Here is a 12,648-nt window from a genome sequence, read left to right on the forward strand (position 1 = left end):
AGCATTGCTTGAGGCGTTTTTGTTTGTCTGTTGTAGGCGCATCTATTGCTCTACAACGATTATTCTTATTATACGTTCGTTACGTCGATGAACATTGACTCATCGATGTTAGAAGATGAAATTTCAGCTTCTTCGAATTCGTACGCTTTGCGGTCTTCACTACGGTCTAGTGGAAGGTTTACGAAATCAAACAGTTCTCGGTCAGCCAGTTGGCTTGGACTTACGTTCTGAATTGACTTGAAGATCTTCTCAACACGACCTGGCGTTTTCTTATCCCAATCAATCAACATTGCTTTAATGTTCTGGCGCTGTAGGTTCTCTTGAGAGCCACACAGGTTACAAGGAATGATTGGGAAATCTAGGTGCTCTGCGTATTGGATTAAGTCCGTTTCACGACAATAAGTCAGTGGACGAATAACAACGTTACGGCCATCATCAGAACGCAATTTTGGCGGCATTGCTTTCAAGCGTGCACCGTGGAACATGTTCAGGAACATCGTCTCAACAATATCGTCTAGGTGGTGGCCAAGAGCAATCTTAGTCGCCCCAATTTTCTCTGCAAACGAGTACAAAGTACCACGACGAAGACGAGAACATAGACCACAAGTTGTTTTACCCTCTGGCACTTTCTCTTTAACTACGGAGTACGTATCTTTATCTACGATGTAGTAAGGAATGTTCAGAGTTTCGAAGTACTCAGGAAGAATGTGCTCAGGAAAGCCAGGTTGTTTTTGGTCTAGGTTTACGGCAACAACATCGAATTTGATAGGTGCAGCTTCACGTAAACGTAGCAAAATATCTAGCATCGCAAATGAATCTTTACCGCCACTAATGCACGCCATTACTACGTCATTCTCTTCGATCATGTTGTAGTCAACGATGGCATTTCCAACATTTCGTCTCAGGCGTTTCTGAAGCTTGTTGAATTCAAGTGTTTCTTTTTTATTTTCGTTTTGGTTCATTGCGACTCTCACACCGTCGTATTACCGACTGTAGATTGCTAGTGGGACTGTTTTAGGGCGTGGATTATACGGATTTTTATTTGATGTTGAAATAGTAACGGCAGGATTAACAAGCTGAGTATTGGAAAGATTCCGCTTCTTTTGTGCTTTAAGCTCTCTAAACGGTTAGATAAACGCGTCTTAACAAATTCGAGGTTTGCATAGTAGACAAAGAAAAGCAGCCTTCTCTAAAAGATCAGGCTGCTTTAGAACTACTTCCTCAAAGCGTAGGGAGTGCTTCTAGCTAGACTTATTGCGCGGGAATGTACGGTAATACGCGAACCGTTGGCTCTGGTAAAGTGATGCTGTCACTTCCATTCAGCTCTTCTAAGGTGAATTTAGCACGCCCTTCTTTAATTGGGATCTGTTTACCGTTAGATAGAGCAATGTTGCCTTCAAGCTTGTCATTGAACTCCAACGTTAACCCTTGGATATCAGGGGTGAACCAGCTAGAGAACATGCCGCTGACGTCTTCTAGCATTGCCTGCATCTGTGGTAACAGGCTTTCTAGCTGTGCAACTTCAACATTGCCAGCTAAAGGCTCTTGAGTCATTACAACGAGCGAATATGCACACTCTTGCTCTTGGGTTTGTACAAAGATAAGAGGATTTGCCGAGCGCAGGTTTTGATCTACAGGTAGAAGCAGCTCATTCGCAGGAGACACTTTTAGCTCTTCGTAGTGCTCTTCTTTCTCCATCCAAGCTTTGCTGATGTGACAGGTTTTCTGTGCTTGTTGGTCAACAAAGAACACCGCAACTTTGACATCATCGTGCCCTTCTTTGGTGTTGTTTTTCAGCTGAGTATAGAGTTTAGAATACGTGAACATGTATTCTTGCGCCGAAGCTGGAAGAGAAACCCCAAAACTTAAAGTGGCTAATAAAGCGAGTGCTGTCTTTTTCATTATTATAATCTTGTTGAAGTTGAGCGTTTATAAATAGAAAGAGCAGCCAATGAGCTGCTCTTTTGCGATATTGCTTGATGTCAAATTGACTAAAGAAGTCAATCAAACGGATATCCAAATGAGTTACTTTTCCCAGTATACCTTGTTGTGACGGATCATAGCTTGTAAATCAGTCACATAGTCTGAACCTCGCTCAGAATATTTTAACAAGCCATTGGTCAATTCGGTCGCCGTTTCTTTGGTTAACAGATCATTACCATTTGCTGTCAGTTGCGCACGAATGGCTCTTAAATCTGAATAGGCACGGTTACGATTAAGGTTCATGAAGTAACGGTGTACGGATTCTTGGCTTGAAGAAAATGTTGCTACTTCATGCGAGCTGCCTTCGTTACGTTGTAGCGGCACAAGGCCACAACCTTTGCTGTAACACCAATGTCCGAAATAGTTGTTTGCTTTGGTTGCGAAACGTGATGTCCCCCAAGCTGATTCATTAGCAGCCTGTGTCAGTACCAGCGCCTCTGGCAGTACGTTGACTCGGTTAAGCATTTCCGCCAACCATGTCTGTTCTATACCTGTGCTAGGTAGCGGTAAGCTGTACAACTTCCCTAACCTTTTCGCATAAGAAATGTCTTCAGAATCAATACTACTTAAACCTGATTCAGAGAGCTTAGTTAAAAACGCACGTTCTTTGGTGATACGTTTGTTTTCAATCTTGATGCTTGGGCGTAGGAACGAGAAAAACGCGTCTTTTTTCTCGTTTACATCCTTAATAGCCGCAAAGTTTGGTGCGCTTGAAGCAACAGTCAAATCATCAAATTGGTCTGCTGAAGTAGAGCTCTGTTCTGTCGTACGTCGGCGTTCTTCTTCTTGGTAAAGGTATGGGCCAATCAGTGAGATAGAACCCACGATTGCTAGTGTTGTTACCTTGAGCGCGAGAGATTTACTCGCGCTGCCTTTGTCGTTATTACGCATCGAAGACCTGCGGGTTTTTGTTCTTGTTACCATGGCTACTGTTGTTGCCGTTATTGTTACCGCCATCGCCATCGCCATCGCCATCGCTATCGTCATCGCTCATTGGGCGGTCTGATGCAATTATCTTCAGCTTGATGCCAAACATCTCACGGTAAACGATACCTTTCACGTGGAAGAAGAATGGAAGAACGAAGATCAAGCCAATGCCGTACATCATCGCAGCAACGATGAACATCAGCATAACCATTAGGTATATAGACGCGACTACGAAGATCTTCTTATTTACTGCTCTTAGAGAAAGTAACAGCGATTGCATCGGTGGAACTTTTTTATCACAAATCAGCAGAATTGAGTTGCTGAACGCAAGTGAGAAGTAGATAGACAGAAATGGCAGAATCATACCAGCGATGCCTTGAAGCATTAGGCTGAACAAAGTCACTAGAATAACGGGGATCGTAAACTGCAAACCTTTGCCTATGTGGCGCACTTTAGTTTGAAGACCTGCAGCATGGCTCATTGCCATTAAACAGATGCCGGCATAGATAGGTGCACTGACGACTTCATAGCTAAAATTCGCAATGAAAATCGATTCAACGATCTGGGGTGTAAAGGCCTCAGGGTCGATTACCGCATCTAAGATCACTGCAGGGTCACCAAGTTGCAGTTTTAGCGCGATATAAAAGATAGCCAATTGTACGAACATCAGCGCAACAATCGCAGGGGAAAACGAAAGAAAGTGACTTATCGTATGTTTCCAAGCCTCTTGGAATACAGCCGTTGCTTTGAGCTCATAATCGCCGGAAAGTGCACGGTCGATACTACCGCCCAAATTAAAATCTTTTTCGATGTCGTTGTTCATATTGATACCTAGGTGCGCCAACTAAACGAAGGCACCTAACTTATTGATAAAAAATTACCTTCATTATACCCATATGTCGGATGCAAACTAAAATGTGAATCTGTAGCAAGGCTTGCTTTTACGTCTTAATGGTTAATAATTAGACACTTGTTAGGGTGTGAACCCAACAAATAACAGTATGGTAAAGGATGTTTACTTTTACCTGCGAATTTTTTTGTCTTCGAAAGATAAAAAATGCTTTGAATTCACGTTTTTGGTGATTATGATGCGCGCCTTAGAGGTGTATAGCAACAGGTCTCAAATAGAACCAAGGTGGAGAAAAACAGACGTTGAACGCTAAAAAATCAGTAGGGAAGCCAGTAGTACAGCTAACTGGCATCAGTAAAAGTTTCGATGGTAAGGAAGTCATCGGCAATCTGGATTTAAACGTAAATCATGGTGAGTTTCTCACGATTTTAGGCCCATCAGGTTGTGGTAAAACAACCGTGCTAAGAATGATTGCGGGTTTTGAAACGGCGGATAGTGGTGAAATACTATTAGCTGGACAGAACGTAACCCAAGTTCCTGCTGAACAAAGGCATGTAAACACTGTTTTCCAAAGCTATGCCCTATTCCCGCATATGACCGTTTTCGATAATGTGGCATTTGGCTTACGCATGCAGAAAGTTCCAAGCAGCGAGATTGAACCTCGTGTAATGGATGCTTTGAAAATGGTGCGCTTAGAGCAAATGGCACAACGAAAGCCACACCAGCTATCTGGCGGCCAACAGCAACGTATCGCAATCGCTCGTGCTGTCGTTAATAAGCCTAAAGTTCTCTTGTTGGATGAATCTCTATCTGCTCTTGATTACAAACTACGTAAACAGATGCAAATCGAGCTGAAACAACTGCAACGCCAACTTGGTATCACGTTCATTTTTGTAACGCATGACCAAGAAGAAGCACTCTCTATGTCCGACCGCATTATTGTTATGCGTGATGGCGTGATTGAACAAGACGGAACACCAAGAGAGATCTACGAAGAGCCTAAGAACCTATTCGTAGCGCGTTTCATTGGTGAAATTAACGTATTCGAAGCGACAGCTAAATCTCGTCAAGATGAAAAGCGCATTGTTGCGACAATCGAAGGTGAAGAGTCCATTATCTATCACGATAAAGACGTAACACCGGGTCAAAAACTGCAAGTATTGCTTCGCCCTGAAGATCTTCGTATCGAAGAAATCAAAGAATCTGAGCAACGCGGTATTGTTGGTCACATTGTCGAGCGAACCTATAAAGGCATGACATTAGATTCAGTCGTAGAACTTGAGTCGGGTATGCGTGTCATGGTTAGCGAATTCTTCAACGAAGATGACCCTGATGTTGATCACTCACTGGGCCAAAAAGTTGCAGTAACTTGGGTTGAGAGCTGGGAAGTGGTATTAGAAGATGAGCAAGAAGTTTAATTTACAAAACGCAATTGTTGCTTTAATCACAGGTTGGTTGGTGCTGTTCGTGATGATTCCAAACATCATGATCATCGGTACTAGCTTCTTAACTCGTGATGAAGCTAACTTGATTGAGATGACTTTTACTCTCGATAACTATGTGCGTTTGGCTGACCCGCTGTATTTTAAAGTGCTGATGCACTCTTTCTATATGGCAATCGTTGCTACCCTGCTTTGTTTAATTATTGGTTACCCGTTCGCCTATATCGTGGCAAAAATGCCAGCGAAGTGGCGTCCAATCATGTTGTTCCTCGTGATTGTACCATTTTGGACTAACTCACTGATTCGTACTTACGGATTGAAAGTGGTTTTGGGTACTCAAGGGGTTCTGAACAAAGGTTTGTTAGCGTTAGATATTATCGATAAGCCGCTACGCATCATGTACTCAGAAACCGCAGTAATGATTGGTTTGGTGTATATCCTACTTCCATTCATGATTCTGCCGCTGTATTCAGCGATTGAAAAACTGGACGATACGTACCTAGAAGCGGCTAAAGATTTAGGTGCGAACAAACTGCAAACGCTATTGAAAGTCGTGTTACCACTGACTATGCCAGGTATTGTCGGTGGTTGTTTATTAGTGTTATTACCTGCATTAGGTATGTTCTACATCTCTGACCTATTAGGCGGAGCAAAGAACCTGCTGATTGGTAACGTGATTAAGAGCCAAGTACTTAATGCTCGGGACTGGCCGTTTGGCGCTGCGACGAGTATTGCACTGACCGTGGCAATGGCTGTGATGCTTTATGCCTACTACCGTGCAGGCAAGTTATTGAATAAGAAAGTGGAGCTAGACTAATGGGTCGCACAGTTAAGTTCAGCTTTATGGCGCTGGTATACGCTTTTCTATACCTACCTATTATCGTATTGATTACAAACTCATTTAATGCCAATAAATTCGGCATGAAATGGGGTGGTTTTACCACCAAGTGGTATGACGCACTGATTAACAACGACAGCCTAATGCAGGCTGCGTGGCATTCGATCAACGTAGCGGTGTTCTCAGCGACTGCCGCAACGATTGTCGGAAGCCTGACAGCCGTTGCCCTATTCCGTTACCAATTTAAAGGTAAAGGCATCGTCAATGGCATGTTGTTCATCGTGATGATGTCACCAGATATCGTAATGGCGATTTCGCTTCTTGCGCTATTCTTGGTTATGGGTGTACAACTTGGGTTCTTTACCCTACTTGCAGCGCACATTACTTTCTGTTTACCGTTCGTTGTTGTCACGGTCTACAGCCGCTTGAATGGCTTTGATGTGAAGATGCTAGAAGCAGCAAAAGACTTAGGTGCAAGTGAGTGGACGATTCTAAAGCAGATCATTCTACCTCTTGCTAAGCCAGCGGTTGCTGCGGGTTGGTTATTGAGCTTCACTCTGTCTTTGGACGATGTGATCATCAGCTCTTTCGTAACAGGTCCAACTTACGAAATCTTGCCACTGAAGATTTACTCGATGGTTAAAGTCGGTATATCTCCAGAGGTCAACGCCCTAGCAACAGTGATGTTAGTGGTGTCGTTAATACTGGTGATTATTTCTCAGTTGTTAGCGAGAGAGAAAATCAAGTAAGTCTCCTACTCTTTACTGAGACGGACTTGATAAGATTCAAGTTTAACAAAAGTGTTATTCATAAACAGAATGGTAAATTGCCATTCTGTTTTTCTATCTACTGCCTTTAGGCAACGTTTAGTTTGGAGCTAACGTCAATGAAAAAATGGGCTACTCTATTAGCTGGTAGTGCATGTGCGCTTTCAATGTTATCTGCATCATCATTTGCAAAAGATAACAAAGAATTGGTATTCATGAACTGGGGACCTTACATCAATAGTGAGATTCTAGAACAGTTCACTGATGAAACTGGAATCAAGGTTATCTACTCAACTTACGAGTCGAATGAAACCTTGTACGCAAAGCTAAAAACACACAACAAAGGCTACGACCTAGTTGTGCCGTCGACTTACTTCGTTTCTAAGATGCGTGACGAAGGTATGCTACAAAAAATCGACAAAACTAAGCTGTACAACTTCAAGAACCTAGATACTAACTACTTAGATAAGCCGTACGACCCAAGCAACGACTACTCTATTCCACACGTAGTTGCGATTACAGGTCTTGCTGTTAACACTGAAATATACGATCCGGAAGACTTCCAAAGCTGGGCTGATCTATGGAAGCCAGAGCTTGAAGGCCAACTGATGATGATGGACGACACGCGTGAAGTGTTCCACATCGCACTGCGTAAGTTAGGTTACTCTGGTAACACAACCAACGAGAAAGAGATCGACGAAGCTTACGCTGAACTACAAAAGCTAATGCCGAACGTTCTAGTCTTTAACTCAGATAACCCTGGTGCGCCATACATGTCTGGTGAAGTGGGTCTTGGTATGCTTTGGAATGGTTCTGCTGCTGCTGCTGCGCAAAACGAAGGTCTACCAATCAAACTTGTTTTCCCTAAAGAAGGCGGTATCGGTTGGGTTGATAACTTTGCGATTAGCTCTGGTGCGGTAAACGTAGATGCAGCTCATAAGATGATCGACTTCCTACTTCGCCCAGAAATTGCAGAGCAAATCTCTCGTGACACAGGCTACCTAACGGCAGTTAAAGCGTCTAACGAGAAGTTCAAAGACAGCCCTGCGCTGTTCCCGTCACAAGAAGACCTTGACCGTGTGGAATGGCAAGCTGCGGTTGGCGATAAGACAGTGAAGTATGAAGATTACTTCATGAAGCTTAAAGCCGGTCAGTAAGCGAGTTTGTTATCTAATTGCTCCGGTCAAAAGAGGCTAATAAGTAACTGGTTTACTTAACAAGCCTAGTTAGGTAATCAACAAACTAAAAATAAGAATATCAATGAATAGGCAGCTTAGGCTGCCTATTTTGTTATATCACTGCTATAATTTAGCGCGATTTTTAGAAATCCATTTACTTTGGGTTCAATACCCAGCTCCAAATCAAACAAATGAACGGAACAGTAATGAAAAAAACACTGTATACCGGCGCATTGTGTGCTGCTACTTTACTTTCTACACCCTCTTTCGCAGCTGACCAAGAACTGTATTTTTACAACTGGTCTGAATATATTCCAAATGAAGTACTAGAAGACTTCACCGAAGAGACTGGCATTAAAGTCTATTACTCAACTTATGAGTCTAACGAAAGCATGTACGCTAAGTTAAAAACTCAAGGTACGGGTTACGACTTGGTCGTTCCTTCTACTTACTTCGTTTCTAAGATGCGTAAAGAAGGCATGCTTCAAGAGCTTGATAAAACTAAGCTAAGCCACTTTGCAGATTTGGATCCAAATTATTTAGATAAGCCATTTGACCCAAACAACAACTACTCGATCCCATACATCTGGGGCGCAACGGGTATTGGTATCAACTCAGATATGCTAGACAAGTCTTCAGTTAAAAACTGGGGCGATCTGTGGGATACACAGTGGGAAGGTCAACTGATGATGATGGATGACTCTCGTGAAGTTTTCCATATCGCACTGTCTAAACTGGGTTACTCTCCAAACACGACTAATCCTGAAGAAATCAAAGAAGCGTACGAAGAACTTCGTAAGCTGATGCCAAACGTATTGGTATTTAACTCAGATTTCCCTGCGAACCCTTACCTAGCGGGTGAAGTGTCTCTTGGTATGCTTTGGAATGGCTCTGCTTACATGGCACGTCAAGAAGGCGCAACGATTGACATTATCTGGCCAGAGAAAGGCGCTATCTTCTGGATGGACAGCCTAGCGATTCCAGCAGGTGCTAAGAACACTGAAGCGGCACATAAGATGATCGACTTCCTACTTCGCCCAGAGAACGCTGCGAAAATTGCTCTAGAGATCGGTTACCCAACACCCGTTAAAACTGCTTACCCTCTTCTTCCGAAAGAATTTTCTGAAGATAAGAACGTTTTCCCGCCACAATCAGTGATGGATAATGGTGTTTGGCAAGACGAAGTTGGCGAAGCGAGCGTTATTTATGACGAGTACTTTCAAAAACTTAAAGTAGACAACTAATTTGTTAGCAAAAATTTAATTGTTGCTAGTAAGTTAAATAAAGCGGCGTAAGCCGCTTTATTTTTATTCAGAATTTATATAGGATTGAGCAAACAATACGAAGTGCGATTACATATGCAAGCAAACCCTATCCTGTTAGTTGTGACTTTTATGCTGTTAGCATCACTGTTGATGCTTGGCTTGAGTTCATTTATTCATATTGATTCAAACTATGATTTGTTTTTCGAAACAAATACCCTCGTGATCACTATGTACATCTATTATGTTGCGCGTCATTCAATTCGTCCCCACAAAGTTCTTCGCTACGGCGCTCTATTACTCATTTTTAACCTATTTTATGACGTATCAACCGAGCTTAAACATCTTGATGAGTGGGCTGACCAAAATGAACTAATAGATACCTTCTTGGAAGACGGGTTGCTACAAATCGCATTTCTATTGATCGCTTACGGCATTACAGAATTAACTGGAAAAATCAAAGACCAAGGTAAACGCGACGAGCTTACTGGTTTGTATAATCGCAAGAAGTTTGACGCGATCAAACTTGCAGAGTTTGAGCTCATTTACTTCGACTTAGATGGACTAAAAGAGGCAAACGACCTTAAAGGCCACAAAGTTGGAGATTTAATGATTGTTCGTTTCTCTCAGGCTCTGGGGCAAACTGCTTTGGAAGATGAAATGGTGTTTAGAGTGGGTGGTGATGAGTTTGTTGCAACGGCTCAACTCGGTCGTGGTGGTGAGTTTGTCAGCCAAGTCAATAACTTACTGCATGGTGAGAACATCAGTTTTTCTTACGGTATCGAAGTGACCAGCCGAGATAATTTTAAACAGGCATTGGTTGAATCCGATAAGGCGATGTACGAAATGAAAAAAGCTCAACGACCTGTTCAAAACTCTTGGTGCACGTCTTGTCCTAATCTAGAGACAAATTGCCTGAATATAGAAACAACAAGGCAAACCGATGACTAGAGCCTCATCTGAATAAATGTCAGTTTGCCACTGATAAATGATAACTGTTGCTGATAACGAGCTCTCAAGTTCCAACCTTAAGCGGGTCAATCAATTTATTGGCACAAGGTCAGGCCGTTAGAGACCCCTTCTCTGACAGCAATAGCTCACCGACTAGCTTAGGTACCTCGATACTCGCCTTACCGTAACGTTTCTCTTCAAATTCACTCTCTACCGCACTGGGTTCGAGGTTTATCTCGATCGTATGTGCTCCATGCATTTTAGCATCATGTACAAAACCTGCGGCTGGATAAACCACACCTGACGTGCCGATCGAGATGAACAAATCAGCTTCTTCTAACGCTGAATAAATGTCGCCCATCCTCAATGGCATTTCGCCAAACCACACAATATGAGGGCGCATTTGAGCTGGTATCTGGCAACAATGGCACAATTCACCAGTATGAATGTCGTCTTTGTGCTCTAGAACTTGGTTTGACTCGCTACAACGTGCCTTAAGAAGCTCACCGTGCATGTGGATAATGTTGTTGCTACCGCCTCTCTCGTGCAGGTTGTCGATGTTCTGAGTGATGATAGTTACTTTGCCATCGAGCTTATCTTCAAGCTCTCCTAGCGCCTTGTGGGCTGAATTTGGAAAGATATTTTCACTCTGTAATCCATGACGACGCTTGTTGTAAAACGCTTGTACAAGGTCAGGATCTTTTGCAAAACCTTCAGGTGTCGCAACATCCTCGATTTTATGGTTTTCCCATAATCCGTCTTGTGCTCGGAATGTTTGTATCCCCGACTCTGCAGAGATACCGGCGCCAGTAAGAATTACGATATTTCGATATGGGAAATGCATATAACGTCCTTTTCAATATGTCACTTGGTAACAGCTTAGCACTGTTCAAATTCCAACAATAGTTTTAGGGATTAGACCATAGTCTTAGCCAACTGAATTCATTGGCTATTTGTGACATAACTCGCTTGATCTCTGCTATTCAGAAATGAAATAGGCACAAAAAAAGCGGCCGAAGCCGCTTGATGTTTATCTATTGAACCGTGATCAGTCTTCGTTGATTGATGAGATCTTATGGATAGAAAGATCCGCGCCATTAAACTCATCTTCTTCACTTAACCTTAGGCCAGTTACTTTGCTCAACACACCGTAGACAACCAATGCACCGATTAAAGCTACCGTAATGCCTGCTAGTGTACCAATCACCTGAGCAGTAAAGCTTACGCCCCCTAGCCCCCAGAATGTTTGCGAACCGAAGATACCTGCTGCTATGCCACCCCAAGCACCACATACGCCGTGTAGAGGCCACACACCCAGTACATCATCTATCTGTGTTTTGTTTTGCATGTAAGTAAATAGGTAAACAAACAGCGCGCCTGCCACGCCGCCAGTCACCAAAGCGCCAAGTGGGTGCATTAAATCTGAACCCGCACAAATAGCGACGAGACCAGCTAAAGGTCCATTGTGAATGAAGCCTGGGTCATTTTTACCTGCAATTAGAGCCGCAAGAATACCGCCGACCATTGCCATGAGTGAGTTCATCGCCACGAGTCCACTAATGCCATTGATTGCTTGAGCAGACATCACGTTGAAGCCAAACCAACCCACACATAAGATCCAAGAACCTAGTGCTAAGAATGGGATGTTTGATGGTGCGAAGTTAGTGTGTTTGCCGGCTCGGACACGGCCTTTGCGCATGCCAAGGAAGTAAACCGCGACCAATGCAATCCAGCCGCCAACACCATGAACTACAACAGAGCCCGCGAAGTCATGGAAGCCATAACCGAATTGCGCCTCAAGCCAATATTGGAAACCAAAATTACCGTTCCAGATGATGCCTTCAAAGAATGGATAAACAAAGCCTACGGTGAACAGTGTTGCGATGAGTATTGGATAGAAACGTGCACGTTCTGCAATACCACCGGATACAATCGCAGGGATTGCTGCGGCAAAGGTCATTAGGAAGAAAAACTTAACTAGCTCGTATCCATTCCCTTGCGATAGCGTTTCTGCGTCGGCAAAAAAGTGCGCGCCGTAAGCGACCCAATAACCGATAAAGAAGTAAGCAATGGCGGAGACTCCAAAGTCCGAGAGGATCTTGACCAACGCATTAACTTGGTTCTTCTTTCTAACTGTACCGACTTCCAAAAATGCAAAACCAGCATGCATTAAGAAGACCATGATCGCGCCTAATAATAAAAACAGAGTATCCGAACTCTGCGTCAAGCTCTGTACTGCGCTATGAACTTGGTTAACCGTTTGACTCATTAAAGCTCTCTCCCTTAGCTTTGTCTCAATTGCACTAGAACCGTGCGAATTGATGTCGTAATTAATTAAAGACTCAACAGTAAACGCAAGATGCGTTCCAACTTGGTTACGCAAAAAACGTGCAACAGAGTTTGGTTTTAAGTTATTGATTCTTTGTGGTTAATTTCTTAGGTGCACTTTA

12 protein-coding genes are annotated in these 12,648 nt (G+C 43.1%); 6 read left to right on the top strand and 6 right to left on the bottom strand.

Annotated elements, in window-relative coordinates; genetic code table 11:
- Positions 1 to 68: 68 nt before the first annotated feature.
- From ttcA to ACED53_RS12855, 4 genes are all read right to left on the bottom strand, one after another.
- Complete coding sequence (gene ttcA / locus ACED53_RS12840) at positions 69 to 962, bottom strand: tRNA 2-thiocytidine(32) synthetase TtcA (RefSeq protein WP_009846716.1); 894 nt, start codon at positions 960 to 962, stop codon at positions 69 to 71.
- A gap of 289 nt (positions 963 to 1,251) precedes the next feature.
- Positions 1,252 to 1,902 (bottom strand): DUF2987 domain-containing protein, encoded by a 651-nt coding sequence (locus ACED53_RS12845; protein ID WP_017097863.1) that lies wholly within the window; start codon positions 1,900 to 1,902, stop codon positions 1,252 to 1,254.
- A 123-nt stretch (positions 1,903 to 2,025) separates the two neighbouring features.
- Positions 2,026 to 2,874 (bottom strand): glucosaminidase domain-containing protein, encoded by an 849-nt coding sequence (locus ACED53_RS12850; RefSeq protein WP_029225442.1) that lies wholly within the window; start codon positions 2,872 to 2,874, stop codon positions 2,026 to 2,028.
- A complete protein-coding gene (locus tag ACED53_RS12855) occupies positions 2,867 to 3,733 on the bottom strand; it encodes a membrane protein (protein ID WP_017100634.1) in 867 nt (288 codons plus the stop codon). Before ACED53_RS12855 ends, ACED53_RS12850 begins: the two co-directional genes overlap by 8 nt.
- A gap of 329 nt (positions 3,734 to 4,062) precedes the next feature.
- Between ACED53_RS12855 and potA the strand changes: the two genes are divergently transcribed.
- From potA to ACED53_RS12885, 6 genes are all read left to right on the top strand, one after another.
- Positions 4,063 to 5,178 carry a spermidine/putrescine ABC transporter ATP-binding protein PotA gene (potA, locus tag ACED53_RS12860; protein ID WP_009846720.1) on the top strand — a complete coding sequence of 372 codons (1,116 nt, stop codon included), beginning with the start codon at positions 4,063 to 4,065 and terminating at the stop codon, positions 5,176 to 5,178.
- The gene (potB, locus tag ACED53_RS12865) at positions 5,162 to 6,019 is read left to right on the top strand and encodes a spermidine/putrescine ABC transporter permease PotB (RefSeq protein WP_012603924.1); all 858 of its coding nucleotides are present in this window, start codon (positions 5,162 to 5,164) and stop codon (positions 6,017 to 6,019) included. The genes potA and potB overlap by 17 nt, the downstream gene beginning before the upstream one ends.
- The gene (gene potC, locus ACED53_RS12870; protein ID WP_017100633.1) at positions 6,019 to 6,789 is read left to right on the top strand and encodes a spermidine/putrescine ABC transporter permease PotC; all 771 of its coding nucleotides are present in this window, start codon (positions 6,019 to 6,021) and stop codon (positions 6,787 to 6,789) included. The genes potB and potC overlap by 1 nt, the downstream gene beginning before the upstream one ends.
- A 137-nt stretch (positions 6,790 to 6,926) precedes the next feature.
- Complete coding sequence (locus tag ACED53_RS12875; RefSeq protein ID WP_017100632.1) at positions 6,927 to 7,964, top strand: extracellular solute-binding protein; 1,038 nt, start codon at positions 6,927 to 6,929, stop codon at positions 7,962 to 7,964.
- 227 nt (positions 7,965 to 8,191) lie between these two features.
- Positions 8,192 to 9,229, top strand: coding sequence for an extracellular solute-binding protein (locus ACED53_RS12880; RefSeq protein ID WP_029222954.1), 1,038 nt, complete (start codon positions 8,192 to 8,194; stop codon positions 9,227 to 9,229).
- A gap of 102 nt (positions 9,230 to 9,331) precedes the next feature.
- Positions 9,332 to 10,198, top strand: a complete 867-nt coding sequence (locus ACED53_RS12885) for a GGDEF domain-containing protein (protein ID WP_017100631.1) — start codon at positions 9,332 to 9,334, stop codon at positions 10,196 to 10,198.
- 109 nt (positions 10,199 to 10,307) lie between these two features.
- Here ACED53_RS12885 and cobB read toward each other — a convergent pair whose 3' ends face one another.
- The gene (gene cobB / locus ACED53_RS12890; RefSeq protein WP_017100630.1) at positions 10,308 to 11,042 is read right to left on the bottom strand and encodes a Sir2 family NAD+-dependent deacetylase; all 735 of its coding nucleotides are present in this window, start codon (positions 11,040 to 11,042) and stop codon (positions 10,308 to 10,310) included.
- A 204-nt stretch (positions 11,043 to 11,246) separates the two neighbouring features.
- A complete protein-coding gene (locus tag ACED53_RS12895) occupies positions 11,247 to 12,467 on the bottom strand; it encodes an ammonium transporter (protein WP_029225441.1) in 1,221 nt (406 codons plus the stop codon).
- Positions 12,468 to 12,648 lie beyond the last annotated feature (181 nt).

The organism is Vibrio sp. 1F169 (genome assembly GCF_041439605.1).
GTDB classification, from domain to species: domain Bacteria; phylum Pseudomonadota; class Gammaproteobacteria; order Enterobacterales; family Vibrionaceae; genus Vibrio; species Vibrio tasmaniensis_A.

Excerpts from the sequence above, each read along its gene's own strand:
- ttcA (WP_009846716.1), bottom strand. The coding sequence starts at position 962 with ATGAACCAAAACGAAAATAAAAAAGAAACACTTGAATTCAACAAGCTT.
- ACED53_RS12845 (WP_017097863.1), bottom strand. The coding sequence starts at position 1,902 with ATGAAAAAGACAGCACTCGCTTTATTAGCCACTTTAAGTTTTGGGGTT.
- ACED53_RS12850 (WP_029225442.1), bottom strand. The coding sequence starts at position 2,874 with ATGCGTAATAACGACAAAGGCAGCGCGAGTAAATCTCTCGCGCTCAAG.
- ACED53_RS12855 (WP_017100634.1), bottom strand. The coding sequence starts at position 3,733 with ATGAACAACGACATCGAAAAAGATTTTAATTTGGGCGGTAGTATCGAC.
- potB (WP_012603924.1), top strand. The coding sequence starts at position 5,162 with ATGAGCAAGAAGTTTAATTTACAAAACGCAATTGTTGCTTTAATCACA.
- potC (WP_017100633.1), top strand. The coding sequence starts at position 6,019 with ATGGGTCGCACAGTTAAGTTCAGCTTTATGGCGCTGGTATACGCTTTT.
- ACED53_RS12875 (WP_017100632.1), top strand. The coding sequence starts at position 6,927 with ATGAAAAAATGGGCTACTCTATTAGCTGGTAGTGCATGTGCGCTTTCA.
- ACED53_RS12880 (WP_029222954.1), top strand. The coding sequence starts at position 8,192 with ATGAAAAAAACACTGTATACCGGCGCATTGTGTGCTGCTACTTTACTT.
- cobB (WP_017100630.1), bottom strand. The coding sequence starts at position 11,042 with ATGCATTTCCCATATCGAAATATCGTAATTCTTACTGGCGCCGGTATC.
- ACED53_RS12895 (WP_029225441.1), bottom strand. The coding sequence starts at position 12,467 with ATGAGTCAAACGGTTAACCAAGTTCATAGCGCAGTACAGAGCTTGACG.